Source organism: Burkholderia sp. 572 (genome assembly GCF_040545135.1).
In the GTDB taxonomy this organism is placed as follows: domain Bacteria; phylum Pseudomonadota; class Gammaproteobacteria; order Burkholderiales; family Burkholderiaceae; genus Burkholderia; species Burkholderia cepacia.
This window is the reverse complement of the sequence record NZ_JBEPLH010000007.1, coordinates 351,162-369,692: the sequence shown is the minus strand read 5'-3', so window position 1 is coordinate 369,692 and position 18,531 is coordinate 351,162. Positions and strand designations below refer to the sequence as shown.

General features: G+C 67.4%; 19 protein-coding genes. 6 read left to right on the top strand and 13 right to left on the bottom strand.

Features of this window, described 5'->3' with window-relative positions:
- Nucleotides 1-333 precede the first annotated feature (333 nt).
- Nucleotides 334-1,497, top strand: coding sequence for a porin (locus ABIC51_RS16385; protein WP_322037716.1), 1,164 nt, complete (start codon nucleotides 334-336; stop codon nucleotides 1,495-1,497).
- Here the strand turns inward: ABIC51_RS16385 and ABIC51_RS16380 are convergent.
- The 5 genes from ABIC51_RS16380 to ABIC51_RS16360 all read right to left on the bottom strand — a co-directional run bounded on the left by ABIC51_RS16380 (nucleotide 1,485) and on the right by ABIC51_RS16360 (nucleotide 6,270).
- Complete coding sequence (locus tag ABIC51_RS16380) at nucleotides 1,485-1,751, bottom strand: hypothetical protein (protein ID WP_172535131.1); 267 nt, start codon at nucleotides 1,749-1,751, stop codon at nucleotides 1,485-1,487. The two genes, ABIC51_RS16385 and ABIC51_RS16380, sit on opposite strands and share 13 nt — an antisense overlap.
- Nucleotides 1,752-1,820: 69 nt before the next feature.
- A complete protein-coding gene (locus ABIC51_RS16375; protein ID WP_226128212.1) occupies nucleotides 1,821-4,271 on the bottom strand; it encodes a phosphocholine-specific phospholipase C in 2,451 nt (816 codons plus the stop codon).
- Nucleotides 4,272-4,315: 44 nt separating this feature from the next.
- The gene (locus ABIC51_RS16370) at nucleotides 4,316-4,453 is read right to left on the bottom strand and encodes a hypothetical protein (RefSeq protein ID WP_226127085.1); all 138 of its coding nucleotides are present in this window, start codon (nucleotides 4,451-4,453) and stop codon (nucleotides 4,316-4,318) included.
- A gap of 168 nt (nucleotides 4,454-4,621) precedes the next feature.
- Nucleotides 4,622-5,302, bottom strand: a complete 681-nt coding sequence (locus tag ABIC51_RS16365; RefSeq protein WP_027789872.1) for an HAD family hydrolase — start codon at nucleotides 5,300-5,302, stop codon at nucleotides 4,622-4,624.
- Between the two features lie 23 nt (nucleotides 5,303-5,325).
- Nucleotides 5,326-6,270: a choline ABC transporter substrate-binding protein gene (locus ABIC51_RS16360; RefSeq protein ID WP_354006558.1), complete on the bottom strand. Its 945-nt coding sequence runs from the start codon at nucleotides 6,268-6,270 to the stop codon at nucleotides 5,326-5,328.
- A 269-nt stretch (nucleotides 6,271-6,539) separates the two neighbouring features.
- On the opposite strand from ABIC51_RS16360, the gene ABIC51_RS16355 reads away from it, so the two are divergent.
- The 4 genes from ABIC51_RS16355 (at nucleotide 6,540) to ABIC51_RS16340 (ending at nucleotide 9,123) form a co-directional block, all read left to right on the top strand.
- Complete coding sequence (locus tag ABIC51_RS16355) at nucleotides 6,540-7,220, top strand: MgtC/SapB family protein (protein WP_027789870.1); 681 nt, start codon at nucleotides 6,540-6,542, stop codon at nucleotides 7,218-7,220.
- Nucleotides 7,221-7,263: 43 nt separating this feature from the next.
- Complete coding sequence (locus ABIC51_RS16350; RefSeq protein ID WP_059860826.1) at nucleotides 7,264-8,031, top strand: DeoR/GlpR family DNA-binding transcription regulator; 768 nt, start codon at nucleotides 7,264-7,266, stop codon at nucleotides 8,029-8,031.
- 131 nt (nucleotides 8,032-8,162) lie between these two features.
- Nucleotides 8,163-8,681, top strand: a complete 519-nt coding sequence (locus ABIC51_RS16345; RefSeq protein ID WP_226149630.1) for a molybdopterin-dependent oxidoreductase — start codon at nucleotides 8,163-8,165, stop codon at nucleotides 8,679-8,681.
- A gap of 118 nt (nucleotides 8,682-8,799) precedes the next feature.
- Complete coding sequence (locus ABIC51_RS16340; RefSeq protein WP_021159959.1) at nucleotides 8,800-9,123, top strand: winged helix-turn-helix domain-containing protein; 324 nt, start codon at nucleotides 8,800-8,802, stop codon at nucleotides 9,121-9,123.
- Nucleotides 9,124-9,204: 81 nt separating this feature from the next.
- Here the strand turns inward: ABIC51_RS16340 and ABIC51_RS16335 are convergent, their stop codons facing one another.
- From ABIC51_RS16335 to ABIC51_RS16315, 5 genes are all read right to left on the bottom strand, one after another.
- Complete coding sequence (locus tag ABIC51_RS16335; RefSeq protein ID WP_354006557.1) at nucleotides 9,205-10,551, bottom strand: DUF2325 domain-containing protein; 1,347 nt, start codon at nucleotides 10,549-10,551, stop codon at nucleotides 9,205-9,207.
- A gap of 130 nt (nucleotides 10,552-10,681) precedes the next feature.
- Nucleotides 10,682-11,233 carry a hypothetical protein gene (locus ABIC51_RS16330; protein ID WP_175899178.1) on the bottom strand — a complete coding sequence of 184 codons (552 nt, stop codon included), beginning with the start codon at nucleotides 11,231-11,233 and terminating at the stop codon, nucleotides 10,682-10,684.
- Between the two features lie 366 nt (nucleotides 11,234-11,599).
- On the bottom strand, nucleotides 11,600-12,556 hold the full coding sequence (gene motB, locus ABIC51_RS16325) for a flagellar motor protein MotB (protein WP_175899181.1): 957 nt from the start codon (nucleotides 12,554-12,556) through the stop codon (nucleotides 11,600-11,602).
- Nucleotides 12,557-12,566: 10 nt separating this feature from the next.
- A complete protein-coding gene (gene motA / locus ABIC51_RS16320; protein WP_027789865.1) occupies nucleotides 12,567-13,436 on the bottom strand; it encodes a flagellar motor stator protein MotA in 870 nt (289 codons plus the stop codon).
- A 279-nt stretch (nucleotides 13,437-13,715) separates the two neighbouring features.
- Nucleotides 13,716-13,880, bottom strand: coding sequence for a hypothetical protein (locus ABIC51_RS16315; RefSeq protein WP_155253139.1), 165 nt, complete (start codon nucleotides 13,878-13,880; stop codon nucleotides 13,716-13,718).
- A gap of 72 nt (nucleotides 13,881-13,952) precedes the next feature.
- Between ABIC51_RS16315 and ABIC51_RS16310 the strand changes: the two genes are divergently transcribed.
- Nucleotides 13,953-14,837 (top strand): patatin-like phospholipase family protein, encoded by an 885-nt coding sequence (locus ABIC51_RS16310; RefSeq protein WP_060318803.1) that lies wholly within the window; start codon nucleotides 13,953-13,955, stop codon nucleotides 14,835-14,837.
- Between the two features lie 142 nt (nucleotides 14,838-14,979).
- On the opposite strand, the gene ABIC51_RS16305 is transcribed toward ABIC51_RS16310, so the two are convergent.
- The 3 genes from ABIC51_RS16305 to ABIC51_RS16295 form a co-directional block, all read right to left on the bottom strand.
- On the bottom strand, nucleotides 14,980-16,461 hold the full coding sequence (locus ABIC51_RS16305; RefSeq protein ID WP_226128199.1) for an aldehyde dehydrogenase family protein: 1,482 nt from the start codon (nucleotides 16,459-16,461) through the stop codon (nucleotides 14,980-14,982).
- 28 nt (nucleotides 16,462-16,489) lie between these two features.
- Nucleotides 16,490-17,440, bottom strand: a complete 951-nt coding sequence (speB, locus tag ABIC51_RS16300; protein WP_027789862.1) for an agmatinase — start codon at nucleotides 17,438-17,440, stop codon at nucleotides 16,490-16,492.
- 160 nt (nucleotides 17,441-17,600) lie between these two features.
- Nucleotides 17,601-18,500, bottom strand: a complete 900-nt coding sequence (locus ABIC51_RS16295; RefSeq protein WP_354006556.1) for a helix-turn-helix transcriptional regulator — start codon at nucleotides 18,498-18,500, stop codon at nucleotides 17,601-17,603.
- Between the last annotated feature and the right edge of the window lie 31 nt (nucleotides 18,501-18,531).

The window sequence follows — 18,531 nt, the reverse complement described above, 5'->3', positions numbered from 1 at the left end:
TGTGTGGGGGCGCCCACGCCTCCTCGAGCTCCCCCACCCCTTCGGCTTGTTTTTCATCGCTTCCCGCGTGCCGGCCACGTGCTCGCGGGGGGCGCCCCCCCCCCCCCCCCCCCCCCCCCCCCCCCCCCGACGCTGCAACACAGGCGGCCGCCCCGCGGCATGCCACATCAGCAAGCCCATACCGGTACCGAAACGAAGCATCGTGCATGTGCATGAGGTGTATGTGCGCGCGGCGATCCGGTGGCTCGCGTTCGTCAATCAGTCGGTGATTCGTCAACACGCCGCGCGTCACGCTGCGACGCGGGCGCGCGTCGACAACAACAGGAAGTGAACATGAAAAAGACCATCGCGGCCGCAGCCGCACTCGGGATGTTCGGCACCGCCGCGCACGCGCAAAGCAGCGTCACGCTCTACGGGCTGATCGATGCGGGTATCACGTATTCGAACAAGGTCGCGACGTCGGGCGGCCACGGCAAGCTCGTCAAGTATGGTGACGGCGTCGCGTCGGGCAGCCGCTGGGGCATTCGCGGGACCGAGGATCTCGGCGGCGGGCTGAAGGCGCTGTTCGTGCTGGAAAACGGCTTCAGCAGCGGTGACGGCGCGATCGGCCAGGGCGGTGCGCTGTTCGGCCGGCAGGCGTTCGTCGGGCTGTCGAAGAACGGGATCGGCTCGCTGACGTTCGGCCGCCAGTATTCGTTCTCGACCGACTACATCGGCGCGAACTACGCGATGGGCAGCCAGACGCCGGCCGGCAACTACGCGTATCACATCAACGATCTCGACCAGCTGACGTCGAGCCGCATCAACAACGCCGTGAAGTTCCAGAGCGCGAACTTTGCGGGCCTCACGTTCGGCGCGATGTACGGCTTCTCGAATTCGACGCAGTTCGCGGGCACGCCGACCACGACAGGCACGAACGGTTCGCAGGGTTCGTCGAGCGCATACAGCTTCGGCGCGAACTATGCGCAGGGGCCGTTCGGCATCGGCGCCGCGTACACGAACATCCGCTTCCCGAACGGCGCGACGCCCGCGTTCGGCGTCGGCATCGCGAACGTCAACACGCAGGGGCTGCGCGATCTCGAGACGGTCGGCGTCGGCGCGCGTTATGCGATCGCGGCGGCCCTCGTGTGGGCGAACTGGACGCATACGAAGTTCGTGCCGCTGTCGGGCGAATCGTCGACGCTGAACAACTACGAAATCGGCGGCCGCTATGCGTTCACGCCGGCCCTGAGCGGCGGCCTCGGCTATACGTTCTCGAAGCTCGACGGCCGCTTCGACGGCAAGTGGCATCAGGTCAACGCCGCGGTCGACTATGCGCTGTCGAAGCGCACGGACGTGTACGTCAGCGCGGCCTACCAGAAGGCGTCGGGCAGCAATACGATCAATGGCCGCGCGGTGCCGGTGCAGGCGGAGATCGGCTCGTCGGGTTCGTTCATCGGCAACGCGGGCGCGAACACGCAGTTCGTCACGCGGATCGGCCTGCGTCACAAGTTCTGATCGACCTCACCCGCGAGCGGGCGCTCCATCGGAGCGCCCGTTTTTGCTGTCGGGCGCGACGAAGCGCGACCCTGCACCGGTTGATCTGCCAGGCCGGCAATCTCGGAGATTTCGCTGCGGCGCCGGCGGCCGGGCTGTGGATCCTCGAAATCCGGATCGCGCACCCGACGCGGCCGTTCGGCGCGTTCTACGAGAATCTGCTCGTGTAGTGCCCGTCGCGCGGGCAGGGCGACGGGAAACGCATTCGGGTGCAACGCGGCTCGTCGCGCCCGAATGCGTGGCGGCCCCGTGCAGGGGGCCGGCACGGCACGGTCAGGCCACCGTCAGATGTTGATCGTGACGGGCCCCGCGAGCGGCGTGTAGCCGTCGTCGAACAGATACCACGCGTCATACTGCCCCGACGCCAGCGTGCTGTTGGCCGTGGACGAGAACAACAGCGAGCCGGTGCTCTTCGGCAGGTACGCCCACGACTTGTAGCTGCCCTTGGTCGGCTGCGCGCCATGCGCGAAGATGCCCACCCAGTTCTTCGGGCTGTGGCTCCACGGCGGCGCAACGTAGTCGAACCGCAGCGTGCCGAACGTCGAGCCCTGCGACGCGAGCGACGCGACGAACTTCTTGCCGGTATTGCCGATCGCCGAATCCGTGAGCAGGGTGCCGGATTGCGCCTGCACGCAGCCGGCTACCCGGCGCAGGAAATTCGGATCGTTCGCGTCGCGGATGCTGGCGTCGTACCAGCCGCCGTCGCCGTACCACGTGACGGCTTGCGTCGCGCCGGCGGCGACGGTGACCGACTGCCGCGTGTTCATGCCGTACGCGTTGTCGGTGAGCTGGAACGTCGTCGCGGCCGAGCCGGCGGAGTTGTCGAGCGTGATCTGCACGTTGCCGTTGGCCACGTCGTAGCACAGGCTGACTTCGGCGGTCGATCCCGTGTTGCCGGACGAACCGATGCTGCCGCGGAACGTCTGCAGGAAGCCGTTCGGTCCGTAGACGGAATAGTCGTAGCTGCCACCGGCATTCAGCGCGAGCGAATCCGACAGGTTCGCGCACTGGCCCGCGCCGGCCGCGATCGTGTAGTGCCGGGGGATCGTGTTCGTGCCGTCGACCCACGCCTGCAGGTGGACGCCGGCGGTGCCGGTGTTGGTCATCGTCAGCGACAGCGCATTGCCGGCGCGATTGACCTTGCCTTGCACGAAGAACTCGTAGGGCAGGCGGCAGGCGGTGCTGCGGCCGGCCGTCTGCGCCGGCACCGCGGTGGTGGTCGGGTAGGGGATCGGGACGGCCGGGCCGTTCGGGTTCATATTGCTTGCCGGCGGCTGGATCGCGGGAATCGTCCGGTCGGCGTTCGAGAAATCGAAGGCCGACGTCAGGTCGCCGCAGACCGTGCGTCGCCACGGCGTGATGTTGGTTTCCTGTAGCCCGAAGCGCGCTTCCAGAAAGCGGATCACCGATGTGTGATCGAAGACCTGCGAATTGACCTTGCCGCCCTTCGACCATGGCGAGATCACGAACATCGGCACGCGCGGGCCGAGCCCGATCGGCACGTCGCCGCTCGCCGAGCCGTCCGATGCGGCGCCGCTGCCGGAGACGAATTCGGCGGACGTCGAGACCGTGGAGCGGCCGGTGCCGGCGGCGGAACTGGCCGGGACGGCCGGCGGCATGTGATCGAACAGCCCGTCGTTCTCGTCGTACATGACGAGCAGCACCGTGCTGGCCCACACCGCCGGATTCGACGTCAGCGCATCGAGGACGCTGCTGACGTACCATTCGCCGCCGCTCGCGGCCCACGACGGGTGCTCGCAGTATGCGTAGGGCGCGGCGATCCACGATACCTGCGGCAGCGTGCCGTTGGCGACGTCGGCCCGCAGCTGACTGAAGAGGTTCGTATCGTATTCCTTGCCGCCGCCTGACGGGTCGATCTGCGTGCCGTTGAGCGCCGGCGCGAGCGGATCGCCTGCACCGAGGTTCTGGTATTGCCTGAAGTTCAGGATGACGTTGTCGCCGTAATTGCCGTTCCACCAGAGATCGCTTTTGGAGCCGTTGTATTCGCCGTAGCCATGTGCGGCATCCAGGCCGTTGCCCTTGTCCTGGTAGAACTTCCACGTCACGCCAGCCGTGTTCAGGCGCTCCGGCATCGTGGTCCAGCCGGTGCCTGTCATCGTGTTCGTCGTGTACGGCGAGTAACCGGCGACGTTGCCGCAGCATCCGGTCCACAGATACAGGCGGTTCGGGTCCGTCGGGCCGAGCATCGAGCAGTGGTACGCGTCGCACACCGTGAACGCGCTCGCCAGCGCGTAGTAGAACGGAATGTCCTTCTGCGTGAAGTAGTACATCGTGCCGCTGGTCTTCGCGTCGGCCCAGTTGTCGTAGCGGCCGTTGTTCCAGGCACTGTGCGTGCCGCTCCAGCTGTGGTCCAGGTCGCCGTAGTAGGTGTCGCCGTTGGCCGTGCCGGAGGGCGGGGACGGGTTGAACGGAAACACGTAGGACGTCAGCCAGGGCTGGCGCCACACCGGATACCCGCTCGAAATCACGACCGGCCGAGGATCGCCGAAGCCGCGCGCACCGCCCAGCGTGCCGAGGTAGTGGTCGAACGAACGGTTTTCCTGCATCAGGATCACGACGTGCTTCACGTCCTGGATCGTGCCGGTGACGGTGGCTGCCGGAATGGCCTGGGCGCGCGCGATGCTTTCGGGCAGCATGCCCGTGATCGCGGTCGCGCCGGCGAGCTTCAACGCATCGGCGAGGAACTGACGTCGTGTCGTGGGTTTGTTTTGCATGATCGCTCTCTGTCGTGGATGGCTGGCCCCGGGGCCAGCGTCGGTCAGTGGCACGCGCTCGCGCAGTGCAGGACGGGCGTGGATGCCGAACCCGGTGCGGCCGCGCGCGCGGCCGCCACGTTGGCCGCGGTGCCCGAGTCGCCATCGCCGCAAGCGGCCAGCGTGCACAGCAGCGCGATCATGAAAACGCCGCGCCAGTGCGGAAAGCGGCTTTCCGATCGACGCGACCTGACGACATGCTTTCGACTCGACTCGAATCGGATTCCTGAATGATCGAGGCCGTTGCTGCGAGTTCCGTATTTCATTACCCCTCCCGACATGAAAATGGACAGCAGAGAATATCGCCCGAATCAGAACAACTTCATGACAGGCCACCCGCGCGTGCCTGCCACCTGCAAAAGCCTCGAATCGGGATTGGTGGCGACCGGATGCGTGACGTAATCCAGCAGCGGCACGTCGTTGATCGAGTCGCTGTAGAAGTAGGTGCGCTCGAAATCCGACGGCGCGTAGCCGAGCGATTCCAGCCACGCGGTCGTGCGCACGATCTTTCCTTCGCGGAAGCTCGGCACGCCGGTGCTGCGCCCGGTAAACGCGCCGTCCGGCGTGCCGTCGTCGGTATCGAGTTCGATGCCGAGCAGGTGCTCGATGCCGAATTCGGCCGCGATCGGCCGCGTGACGAAGACGTTGGTCGCCGTCACGATGCAGCAGAGATCGCCGTTTTCGCGATGCCGCCCGACCAGCTCGCGCGCCTGCGGCGTGATCGACGGACGGATCACTTCGTCCATGAACCGCGCATGCCAGCGCTCGAGCACCTTGCGCGGATAGCGGGTGAGCGGCGCGAGCGTCACGGCGAGATACGCGTTCATGTCGAGCGTGCCGGCCGCGTAATGACCGTAGTGCTCGTCGATCAGCGCGGCGTGCGCGTCGTCCTCGCGCCAGCCGACCCGCGAGATGAAGCGGGCCCAGGCCTGGTCGCTGTCGAGTGGCAGCAGCGTGTGGTCGAGATCGAACAGCGCGAGATTCTTGTACATGCCGGGTTCCTTGTCTTGCGGGCTCATGCACCGATCAGCTTCTCGATCGCATCCTTCGCATTCTTTCCGTCGATGGTCGTCACGCCGTCGAGCCACTTCGACAGCACGCCCGGATGCTTCTTCGCCCATTCCCTGGCCACCGCGACCGGGTCTGCGTGATTCATGATCGGCACCATCAGCTGGTTTTCTTCGTCGGTCGTGAACTTCAGGTTGGTCAGCAGCCGGCCGACGTTCGGGCAGCGTTCGAGATAGCCGGGCGTGACGAGCGTGTAGACCTTCGCCGAGCCGTAGTTCGGGCCGAACACGGTGTCGCCGCCGTCGAGATAGGTGATCCGGTAGTCGATGTTCATCGGATGCGGCTCCCACGCGAGGAACACGATCATCCGGTGCTCCTGCACGGCGCGCGTCACTTGCACGAGCATGCCGGCCTCGCTCGATTCGACCAGCTTGAAGCCGCCGAGCCCGAACTCGTTCTTGTCGATCATTCGCTGGATCAGCGCGTTGCCGTTGTTGCCGGCGCCGATCCCGTAGATCTTGCCGTCGAGCTGGTCGCGGAACCTGGCGATATCGGCGAAGCGCTTGAGCCCCTTGTCGGATGTGTATTGCGGCACGGCCAGCGTATAGCGCGCGCCGACCAGGTTGGGCTCCGGCAACTGGTGGACGGCGCCGGCGTCCACGAACGGCTTCACCGTCGGCGTCATGCTCGGATCCCAGTACCCGAGGAACGCGTCGATCTGCGCCTTCTTCACGCCGGCCAGCACGATCGGCGGCGACGCGATCGTCTTGGTCGCCTCGTAACCGAGCCCGTCGAGCAGCATCATCGCGACGCCGGTGGTGGCCGCGATGTCGCTCCAGCCGACGTCGCCGAGCGTCACCTTTTTGCAGACGTCGCCTTCCGATGCGTGAGCGGGGGCCGTCGCCAGCGCCGCCAGCAGGGTTGTGGCCAGCATCCATGCCTTCTTCATCATGTTGGTCTCCTAAGCAAGTGTTCCGGATCGTGTTGCCTGAATGGTCTGACGATTGATCGTGCCGATCGGATGAAACAAACGAACTTGGGTCTGGCTTTGCAGTTTTTCGTACCGTATATTAGAACGCACAAAATCGCAAGATCGCACAAAAATACAACTCGCCGAGTGCCGGGTGCGGCAACGGGCGGGCGCAGGCAGGAAGAACCGGACGGCGGCCCCATGCGGGCCGCGCCTCATCGGATGGACCAGGCAAAGCAAGGAGATCTCGAATGATCAGTCAGCTGGAAATCGTGTCCCGCCTGCTGCTGGCGGCATTGCTCGGCAGCCTCGTCGGCATCGAGCGCGAGCGCCTGTCGTGGGCGGCCGGATTGCGCACCCATATGCTGGTGGCGGTGGGCGCCGCGCTCGTGATGGTCGTGTCGGCGTTCGGCTTCGCGGATGTCCAGAACGCGAAAAACGTGTCGCTGGACCCGTCGCGCGTCGCCGCGCAGGTGGTGTCGGGCATCGGCTTTCTCGGCGCCGGTTCGATCATGCTGCGCGGCGAGATCATCCGCGGCCTGACGACCGCGGCGAGCCTGTGGGTCGTGGCGGCGGTCGGGCTGGCCGTGGGCGGCGGCATGTATGTGGCCGCGATTGCCGCGACGGCGATCGTGCTCGCGATCCTGGCCGGCCTGAAGCCGATCGAGAAACGCTTGTTCGCGACGCGGCAGCGCTGGGGCGTGCGCATCCTCGCGAGCCGCGGCGCCGTGAAACTGACGTCGCTGCAGGCGATGCCCGGCATCGACCAGGCGCGCATCGTCCGGTTCATCATCGAACAGGACGACGCCGCGCCGGACGACGACCGCATCCACGTGGTGTTTTCAAAGATGACGAGCAGCGAGTGCCAGGCGGTGCGTCAATCCCTGCAGACCCTCGTCGGCATCAAAAAACTGGAGGAGAGCGCTGCGTAGTTCGCCGTTCGAATAACATTGACGTTCATTCCGAGGATATTCCATGTGGCAAGAAGAGCGATACCAGAGGATCCGGCTTCTGTTATCGAAGATGCAGCGGGTTTCCACCGACCGGATCATGGCCGACCTGAACGTGTCGCGGGAAACCGTGCGTCGCGATCTCGTCGATCTCGAAGCGCTCGGTGAACTGAAGCGCGTGCACGGCGGCGCGGTGCAGGTGGGCGACGAAGCGCCGATCGCCGAACGCGCGCAGACCCACGTGAAGGCGAAGCTGGCGATCGCCCGCGCGGCGGCCAGGCTGGTCACGGGCTCGCAGACGCTGTTCATCGACGCGGGCACGACCACGACGCTGCTGGCCGAGGAACTGGCGAAGCTGTCGGGCCTCACGATCGTCACGAACTCGATCGACGTCGCGCTGAAGATGCGGTCGAGCGACCCGGGGCAGGCGAGGAACGAGACGATCCTGCTCGGCGGGATGATCGGCACCCGCGCGGCCGCGACCGTCGGCGACGGCACGGTCGCCGAGATCTTCCGCTATCGCGCCGACCTCGCGCTGCTGTCGCCGGTCGGCGTCGATGCCGTGCGCGGCGCGACCAATTACGACCGGATGGAAACCGAAGTGGCGCGCGCGATGGTGAGCAACGCGGCGGACGTCGCGATCCTGGCCGATTTCAGCAAGCTCGGCACGAACAGCCGGATCAGCTTCTGCGAGCCGGCGCGGATCGGCGCACTGGTGACGGACGCGAAGGCGGAATCGGTCGACAGCTTCAAGAGCCTGAAGAAGGTCGTCAAGAACATCGTGCTGTCGTAGCGCCGGGCACGATCGGCCGGCGTTATGCCGCCCATGCGGCGCGCATTCCGCCGGCCGGTTTTTTCCCGGCGTAATATATCCGCCGATACGACGCAGGCCTGCCCACCGGCAGGCCGTCATGGAGGCGGGCGATGGAGAGGGCAGGGACGGCGGCGCTTTCGGCGCAGCAGGTGCAACAGGCGCAACACGTGCAACCGGCGGCGGCAGGCTCGATCGCGCTGACGGGCGCATTCGTGCGGCCGATGACGGTGACGCTCGACGATCTGCGCCGGCACGCGAGCGCGACGGCCGAGCCGTTCGACCTGCGCTGCTTCACGACGAATCGCTTCATCCGCTCGGTCGCGCCGTATCGCGGCGCACGGCTGAAGGACCTGCTCGACGCGGCCGGGCTGCGCAACGACACGCCGGGCGACTTCAAGCGCATGGTGTTCATCGCGCATGCGCACGACGGCTACGCGGTCACGTTTTCCTGGCACGAACTGTTCAACACGCCGGTTGGCGAACACGTAATCGTCGCGTTCGAATGCGGCGACGCGCCGCTGTCGATCGACGACGGCGCGCCGCTGCTGTTCTCGGGCGCCGACCTCCTGCCCGCGCCGCGCCACGTGAAGCGGCTGGCCGGCATCGTCGCCCGCGTGCTCGAGGTCTGAACCGGCGTGGGCGGCCGGCATGCGTCGCATCGGCCATCGTGTATGCTTGCCCGCATCGTTCAAAGGGCAGCACAACATGAAGACACCGGCACACCCCAAGCCTGAAGTGCGATTCAGGATGCGTATCCAGCAGGCCGACACGATCGCGCTCGGCCCGGGCAAGGTCGCGCTGCTCGAAGCCGTGCACGAACACGGTTCGATTTCGGCGGCGGCGCGCAGCCTGAAGATGTCGTACCGGCGTGCGTGGCTGCTGATGGACGAGCTGAACCGCTCGCTGAAATCGCCGGCGACGGTGTCCGAGCATGGCGGGCAGAGCGGCGGCGGCAGCGTGCTCACGCCGGTCGGCGAGGAGATCATCCGCCTCTATCGCGGGATCGAGGCGCGCGCCTACGCGGCGTGTGCCGACGAAATCGCCGCGCTCACGAAAATGGTACGGCGCTGAAGCGCGGGGCCTGTTGACGCCGACGACGCGCTTGCACCGACCCGCTGAAGGGCAGAAGGAGCGCGTCGAAGCGAATCAGGTCTAGCCGTGCCGCAGGCAGAAGCGCGGCGTGCCGCCGGCGGCGGCATCCGGCGCCATGACGTCGCGCGCCTGGGCATCGAGCCGCCCGATCAGTTCGACGAAGCTGGCGACGCTGGCCGTCCGCAGCGGGTAGTACGCGACGTGGTGGCGTTCGCAGATGCGCTTGAGCAGGTTCATCGAATCGTGGTCGATGCAGTCGACCGGGAACACGACCATGTGCGCGCCCGGTAGCGCGGCGGCCAGCAGGCCCTTGCGATCCTCGATACCGCCGTCATGCAGCGCCACGTCACCGCCCGCCGTTTCGACGATCCGCCTGATCGCACGGTTCGAGCCCGGGCGCCCGCCGACGTAGACCAGACGCGTGCCCCGCAGGATCGACAGCGGATCGGCCGCGTGTTCGGCGGGATCGTCCGCCGACGCCTGCACCGCCTGTTCGATCGCGCTCGCTTCGGCGCGCAGCGTCTTCACCATCGCCATCAGGTCGTCGAGCCGCGCGCGCATCGCGCGTGCGCTCGCCTGTTCCGCGGCGATCCGCTGCTCGGCCGCCTCGCGGCGGCTCGTGTGCAGCGCGAGTCGTTCATCGCGCGCGGCCAGTGCCTCGCGCAGTTCGTGGACTTCGTCGCGCAATGCGCTTTCAGCCGCCGGCGGCTGTGCGTTCCGGCGCGCAACGAGAGCATCCCGCTCCTGCAGCGCCGCGTCGCGCTGCGCGCTCATTTCTTGCAGGCGCGCCTGTTGCCGGTCGATCTTCGCGTGCAGCGCCGCATTCTCCTCCTCCAGCACGACCAGCCGCCGGATATCGGCGCGATTGGCCGCGCCGACCAGGTGCGACAGCATGTGCAGGTCGCCGAACGCGGCCTGGCGCACGGCCATCGTCGTGCGCGGATGCGTCATCAGCGCCCAGTAGGCGGGCGGGATGTCGCCGCTCTTCAGCGCATCCTTCCAGCGTGCAAGGAGGTCATCCGCATCCTGTGCGCTGTCGAATGCGCGGATCGCGCCGGCGTAACGCTCGTCGAGCGCCTTGTGCAATGCCTTGGCGCCGGCCGTGCCGTCGATCGCGAGCTCGACGGCGGCGTGATGGATGTCGAGGTCGGTCGCGTGCTGGCGGTCGAGGTCGGTGTATTTCGGCACGAGCCTGCGCAGCTCGTGCGTGGTCAGGCAGGTGCCGATGATCGAGCAGTGCAGGTTCGCGTCGAGCTCGGACAGGCGCGTGCGGCGCTTCAGCTCGGTCAGTTGCGCGCGCGACGGCGCGCAGCATGCGTCGACCCGCGTGCCGGTTGCCGCGGGCGGATTACCGCCGGGCGACGAGAGATCCGCCGTGCGGGCAAGGCGAAAGGGCGGAGCGTGCATGTTGACCTCTGTCCGGCATAGTCGGGCCGGGGACGGATGCGCGAAAGATTTTCGAAATATACCACGGAATATAACGAACGAAATTCGGGGGAAAGCACCGGGTAATGCGGCGTGGTGCGGCGTGGTGCGGTCAGCAGAGCGCGGTCGGGCGGTCGGTGAGCGGCAGGGCGGCGGAGGGCGATGCCGGGGCGGACGGTGAAACAGGACGCGATGCCGGCGCGTGGCGCTCCATCACGTACTCGACGCACAGCCCGACGAACAGCACGTCGACGCGCTCCAGCGCGGAGACCGTGTCGCGCATTGCGGCCGGGTCGTTACTGAACGAATCGGAGAACACGTCGTCGCGTGTGCGTTCGAGGCGGCGCGCGTGGCCGATCGCCCGTTCGAGTTCGGGCAGGCGCGTGAAGCGGGCGGTGCGTGCGTCGTCTTCGAGCGTGGACAGCAGTTCACGAAAGCCCATCGCGGACAGCGCATCGTCCTGCGCGTTTTCAGCATGCGCAGCCGAGAACATCCGGATGAAGCGCACGACGCTGCCGCGCAGGCGCCGGAACGCGTCGACGACATCCGTGACCTGCTGCGCACGTGCGTCGCTCGACAGCGGCCTGAGCGCGCTGATCTTGTGCGCGAGCGGCTGTTCCCGTGCGGTGCGCTGCTGGGCGCGATCCGTCGGCGTGCGGGGCATGGCGAATCTCCGGAAGTGCTGGTTGCGATATATTCTACGGAACATATCGAGTGCGCGAAAAAAACGGCACCGTGCACGAGACATGGTGTCGTCAGCGGCCCTGGTAACGGCCCTCGCAACGGCCCTCGTAACAGCCCTCGTAACAGCCCTCGTAACAGCCCGAGCAACAGCCCGAGCAACAGCCCAAACAACCGCCCAAACAACCGCCCAAACAACCGCCCAAACAACCGCCGGAGTCACTCGATGTCGCGCCCGACCGTTCCGAACGCGACCGCGACGCCGAGGACCACGCTGTCGCACAAGGGCTGCACGCGGCCCCCCGCCCCATCGGGCACATCCGCCCCGCGTTCGTGAATGCGCCCGCGCCTAATGCTGCCGCGTGAGCGCCGCCGGCAGCACGGCGGCCCGGGTGCCGGCCGATTCGTCCACGGTCGTCCTGCCGCCGTCCCGAAAGAACGCCTGCTCGGCGGCATTGTTCATCACGAGGATGCTGATGCGACGATTGGTCGGCTCGTCCGCGACGTTCCGGTCGAGCGGCAGGACATCCGCGAGCCCGCGCACCTGGAGCAGCTTTTCCTCCCGCAATCCGCCCGCGACCAGCGCGCGCCGCGCGGCGTTCGCGCGATCGCTGGAGAGCTCCCAGTTCGAATAACCCGTGGGGCCGTCGCGATACGGCGTCGAATCGGTATGGCCGGCAATCGACACGCGGTTGTCGACATCGTCGAGTGCCGTGCCGATCTGGGTAAGGATCGCGGTGGCATACCCTTCGGGTTGCGAACTGCCCGACGCGAACATCGGGCGCTTGAGCGAATCGACGATCTCGATGCGCAAGCCCTCGTGAGTGATCGCGATCCGGATCTGGTCCTGGTACGCGCGCAATGACGGGCTTTGTGCAATCGCCGCGATCAGCTTCGCCTTCAGGCGCTCGAGCTTTTGCGTATCGACGATGTCGGCAGCGGCCGCGGGCGAGCTGGCCGGCACCGGTTGCGCTTTCGCGTCGATGGCCGGCGCCGGGTCCGACAGGTCGCGGCCGCCACCCTGCACGATGCTCGGGCGCGGCGCCTGTGCGTCTTTCCCGCCTGACAGGAGCGTCGACAGCGGCGTGTTGAAGTAATCCTCGATCCCCTGCTTGTCGTACTTGGACACCGAGCCGAGCAGCCACATCAGCAGGAAGAACGCCATCATCGCCGTGACGAAATCGGCGTAGGCGATTTTCCAGGCGCCGCCGTGGTGGGCGTCGTGGTCCTCGCCCTTCTTGCGGCGCACGACGACGAGCGGTGCCGATGCGGACTGTTTCGACGGGTTGGAGCGATGGTCGGCCATGGCGCCTCCGTTATGCGGGCCTGGGCGACTTCGTCGCGCGGACGGCCTCGTCGAGCTCCTTGAAGCTCGGGCGATCGGCCGTGAACAGCACCTTGCGGCCGAACTCCACCGCCACCGCCGGCGCGTAGCCGCTCATCGACGCGAGCAGCACGGCCTTCACGCACTGGAACGGCTTGGCCGCGGCGCGGCCCTTCGCATTGAGCAGATCCGCGAGCGGGCCGACGAAACCGTACGCGAGCAGGATGCCGAGGAACGTGCCGACGAGCGCGCCGGCAATCATCTTGCCGAGCACGGCGGGCGGCGCGCCGACCGAGCCCATCGTATGCACGACACCCATCACCGCCGCGACGATGCCGAACGCCGGCAGGCCGTCCGCCATCTTCTGGATCGCATTGGCCGCGACGGACGCTTCCGCATGGTGCGTATGCAGTTCTTCGTCCATCAGGTCCTGCATCTCCAGCGCGTTCACGTTGCCGCCCGACATCATCCGCAGATAATCGACGATGAAGTCGAGCAGGTGATGGTCTTCGAGCACGTGCGAATACTTCTGGAACAGCGGGCTTTGTTCGGGTGCGTCGACGTCGGCCTCGAGCGCCATCATGCCGTCCTTGCGCGCCTTCTGCAGCAGCTCGTACAGCAGCGCGATCAGTTCGACATATTGCTGTTTCGTATAGCCGCCGCCCTTGAAACAGGTCGGCAGGCTCTTGATCGTCTTCTTCAGCGTCGCGACCGGATTGCTGACGACGAACGCACCCAGCGCGGCGCCCAAAATGCACAGCAGTTCGAACGGTTGCAGCAAGGCCGGCAAATGGCCGCCCACGCCGACAAAACTGCCGATCACCGATCCGATCACGACGATCCACCCGATGGCTACAAACATGATTACCTCTTGCGCGACTCGCGCTGCCGCATCTGTTGTCGAAAAGCGGGCGGGACGTCCGGCCATCCCGCTCCATGCCCGCGACGGCGCCGGATCGTTGCGTGTCGAATGCGATTCCGGCGGCCGTCCCGATGTATCGCAACGCGATGCCGGTCGGCGGGTGTTGATGCAATAACGGCGGTCGCCGGGGCGACTGAACCCGTGATTCCACGTAGCGCGCACGATTCACGCGTGGCATACGTTTGCGGGCGGCGGTAGGCGCGATTTTCTTGATCGAAGTCAAAAATTGCGCGCCTTCGCGTGAATTTCCGTCTGGATGCGGCCCGGAACACGGCGGCGAATGACACACCCGTCGCGACGGAAGGCGCCGCGCGGAAGTCCGGGGAACGCGGCGCACGGTGCATCGCCTGCCGGCGCGGGTTCGCGCGCCGGCAGGGTTTTCATCAGGACATCCGGGGCGCCGCACGATCCATCATGGAGAAAGCACCGTCGCAGCCAACCGCAGGAGGGCGCACCGTGACGTCCGATCCCACTTCCTCGACCGCCTTCGTGTTCGCCGGCGGCGGCAGTCTTGGCGCGATCGAGGTCGGCATGCTCCGCGAGCTGGTCGCGAGCGGCGAACGGCCCGATTGCGTCGTCGGCGCGTCGGCGGGCGCGATCAACGCCGCCTATTTCGCCGGCCGGCCCGATGCGGACGGCGTCGCGATGCTCGCCGCGCTGTGGTGCCGGATCCGCCGCCAGGACATCATGCCGTTCTCGATGCGCAGCCTCGTCGCGATGCTGCTGCGCAACCGGCCGCATCTGGTCGAGGCCGATGCGCTGCGCCTGCTGCTGGAAAGGAACCTGCCGTACCGGCGGATCGAGCAGGCCGCGTTGCCGCTCCACATCGTCGCGACCGACGTGCTGAACGGCCAGGAAGTCGTGCTGTCCGCCGGCCCGGTCGTGGATGCCGTGCAGGCCAGCGCGGCGATTCCCGGCGTGTTTCCGTCGGTCAGCATCGGCGGCGTGGAACTCGTCGACGGCGGCGTCGCGAACAATACGCCGATCTCCGTCGCGGTCGCGCTCGGCGTCAAGCGGATCGTCGTGCTGCCGGCCGGGTTCGCGTGCGCGTTGCGCGTACCGCCGCGCAGCGCGATCGCGCATGCGACGCACGCGCTGACGCTCGTGATCGCGCGGCAACTGGTGCGCGATCTGGAGTTGTACGGGGCACGCGCGCAAATCCACGTCGTGCCGCCGCTCTGTCCGCTCGACGTGTCGTCATACGATTACTCGCAGTGTGCGCAGCTGATCGACAAGGCCGCGGAACGCACGCGTGCGTGGATCGACGCGGGCGGGCTCGCGCAGTGCGCGATTCCCGGCCAGCTTCGCGAGCACGACCATGCCGCCGTGCTGTCGCATTGAGGGTTGCTCACGCGCCTTGAGATCTCATGATCGGCGCACGGCGAACACCCCGGCGCTCTCCCCGGAAATCCGCGAAGAACCCAAAAAAAGCGGCACCGTGCAAGAGACACGGTGCCGCCAACGGCCTGAACGGCCGCACTGGTCAGTCGATCGCGCGCATCGCGTGGCGCAGTTCCTGATAGCTGCGCAGCCCCGCGACGCCGAGTTCGCGGCCGATTCCGCTGAGCCCGAACCCGCCCCAGCACACGTGCGGATAGATCAGCTGCGGTGCGTTGATCCACACGAGCCCCGCGCGCACGCGCTGCTGGAACTGCTTCGCGATGCCGGCATCGCGCGTCACGACGGTCGCGACGAGCCCGTAGCGCGTGTCGTTCGCGAGCGCAATCGCTTCGTCGTCGGTGCGGAACGATTTCACGCACGCGACGGGGCCGAACACTTCGTCGGTCCACAGCGGGTTGTCGGCGGCCGGCTCGGCGATCACGACGGGCGCCATGAAGAAGCCCGCACCGCCGGCGTCCGTCACCCGGCCGCTGAAGGCGACGCGTGCGCCCGCCTCGATGCCGTGCTGGAGCATCGTTTCGACGCGCGTGCGCTGCGCGGCCGAGATCAGCGGCCCCATCGCGACCTGTTCCGCGGCGGGCGGCGCGACGACGAGCGCACGCACGGCCGTCTCGAACGCGGCCATGAAGCTGCGGTACACGCTGTCGTGCACGAGGATGCGCGCGGTGGCCGAGCACATCTGGCCCGCGTTCGTGAACGCGCCCGCAACCGCGAGCGACACCGCGACGTCGAGATCGGCGTCGTCGCGCACGATCAGCGACGACTTGCCGCCGAGTTCGAGCGTCACGCGCTTCATGTCGGCGGCCGCGGCCTGCATGACCTTGCGGCCGGCCGCCGTGCTGCCGGTAAACGAAATCTTGTCGATCAGCGGATGCGCGGTCAGCGCCGCGCCGACCTCGGCGCCGCCGTTCACGACGTTGACGACGCCGGCCGGCAGCCCCGCTTGCTCGACGATCTCGAGCAGCGCGTGCTCGGTCGGCGACGTGAGTTCGGACGGCTTCAGCACGACCGCGCAGCCGGCCGCGAGCGCGGGCGCGAGCTTCCACGCGGTCGTGACCATCGGGAAGTTCCACGGCATGACGAGCGCCGCGACGCCGACCGCGTCGTAAAAGCGTTCGGCCGTGACGGCGTTGCTCGGCAGTGCGACCGGTTCGGCCGCGAACAGCGCCGGGTCTTCGCACAGCTTCGCGTAGTACGCGAACGTGGCGGCAACGTCGCCGACATCGGCCTCGGCCTCGAACGGCGGCTTGCCGCTCACCTGCATCTGCAGCGCCGCCAGGCGGTCGCGCGATGCCTCGACGCGCTCGGCGATCGTCGCGAGCATCCGGCCGCGTTCGGCCGGCGGCGTGTCGCGCCAGCCGGCGAATGCGTCGCGCGCGGCACGCACCGCGGCGTCGACGTGCGCGGCCGTCGCGAATTCCTGCCAGCCGATCGCGTCGCCGGTCGACGCGTTGAAGATCGGTGCGCCCGCCTTGTCGGAATGCGTGTGGACGGACTGCCCGGCGATGCGCGCGGCGGGCAGCACGAACGTCGCGGCGGAAGGGGAAAGCTCGGCGGTAGACATGAGGTTCATCCTGTCGAGGTCGGTCGGGTTAGCGGTAGGCGACGCCCGGCATCACGCAGAGCATCTCGAACGCGAGGTTCGCGCCGGTGAGCGCGGTGGTGCCGGTCGGATCGTACGGCGGCGCGACTTCGACGAGATCCGCGCCGACGATGTTCAGGCCCTTCATGCCGCGGATGATTTCCAGGCCCTGCTGCACGGTGAGGCCGCCGATTTCCGGTGTGCCGGTGCCGGGCGCGAACGACGGGTCGAGGCCGTCGATGTCGAAGCTGAGATACACCGGCGTGTCGCCGACGCGTTCGCGCACCTGCGCCATCAGCGGCGCGAGCGACTGGTTCCAGCATTCCTCCGCCTGCACGACGGTGAAGCCCTGCTGGCGGCACCAGTCGAAATCGTCCGCGTGGTAGCCGGTGCCGCGCAGGCCGATCTGCGTGACCTTGTCGCATTGCAGCAGCCCGTCTTCCACCGCGCGGCGGAACGGCGTGCCGTGTGCGATCTTCTCGCCGAACATCGTGTCGTTCACGTCCGCGTGCGCGTCGACGTGCACGACGGCGACCTTGCCGTACTTCTTGTGCAGCGCGCGCAGGATCGGCCACGCGATCGTGTGATCGCCGCCGAGCGTGATCGGCCGGCAGCCGTTCGCGACGATCTCGTCGTATGCCTCTTCGATGCGGCGCACCGAGTCCTTCAGGTCGTACGGGTTGGTCGCGACGTCGCCGATGTCGGCCACCTGCAGCGAATCGAACGGTGCGGCGCGGGTGGCCATGTTGTACGGGCGCAGCAGCACGGATTCGGTGCGGATCTGGCGCGGGCCGAAGCGCGAGCCCGAGCGGTTCGACGTGCCGAGGTCGAGCGGCACGCCGACGAAGCACACGTCGAGGCCGTCGGTCGTCTCGGCTTGCGGCAGGCGCATCATCGTGGCGATGCCGCCGAAGCGCGGCATCTCGTTGCCGCCCATCGGTTGATTGAGTTCGCGGGGCATGGGGCCGTCTCCTTTATCTGAGGTAAAGCGATCGGCCGATGGTAGAGGAGAACGCCCGCGCGAAGATTTTGAAGTCGCAACGTTTACATCGACGGGGCTCGATGCAAGTGGCGCCGCCGCATCGATGCGGCGCAACCGAACGCGGCCGCGCGGGGCCAGGTCAGGCCGGATCAGGCCGGCGCGAGAGGGCCGGCGGCGCGGCGCCGTCGTGCGGGCCGAAGGAAGGGAACGCTGTGGTCGCCGAACCCCATGCGGCGAGTTCGCGCTTCGTGCGCACGCCGAGCTTCGCGAACGCGCGCTTCACGTACGACTCGGCCGACGCGACGCGCACGCCGAGGATCTCCGCCGTTTCCGGCACGGTCTTGCCGGAAAGCAGGTGCTTGCAGGTTTCGTATTCGCGCTTCGACAGCTTCACGCCGTCGGCCGCGAGGCGCGCGTCGAACTGCGCGAGCGGATGAACTTCGGGCGTCGGGTGCGCAATGCGCCGCGCGGCCGTGGTCGACGCGTGCAGTTCGAGCAGCGGGAACAGCACGTCGCTGATGCTGCGAAAGCGGTTCATCTCGGCGAGCGTGAACGGCGGCCGGTCGCGGCCGCGCTCCAGCGCGATCGAATGCTGCGAATAACGCGTGCCGCGTGCGAGCACGCATTCGTGGCCGATCTGCACGTCGTCGAACAGCCGCTGGCGGAATTCGCCGGGCGGGATCGCCGCGATGTCGCGCACGACGAGCATCGTGCCCGTCTTGCCGCGCAGCCCCGCGAACAGCGGGTCGCTGTCGAGAAAACGCTCGTAGTAGAGCGTCATCACGTCGGAGACGTCGGCGCTCGCCGCGCCGATGCCGCTGCTGCCGATCCATTCGCATCGGTAGCCGGTGGGCATCGAGCCGTCGACGCGCGAGCGTTCGACGTGCGCGACGTCGAGCGGCACCACTTCATTGAGCAGTTGCGTGAGGCGCGGCACGAAGTGCGGCGTGCCGACCGTCTCGATCAGCTCGCCCAGCGCCTTGAACGACACGTTGAAGCGGTCGTTGTCGCGGTGGAAGGGGTTCACGTTGAGCAGCATGCGGTTCCCCGGTGAAAAGCCGGCGGATTGT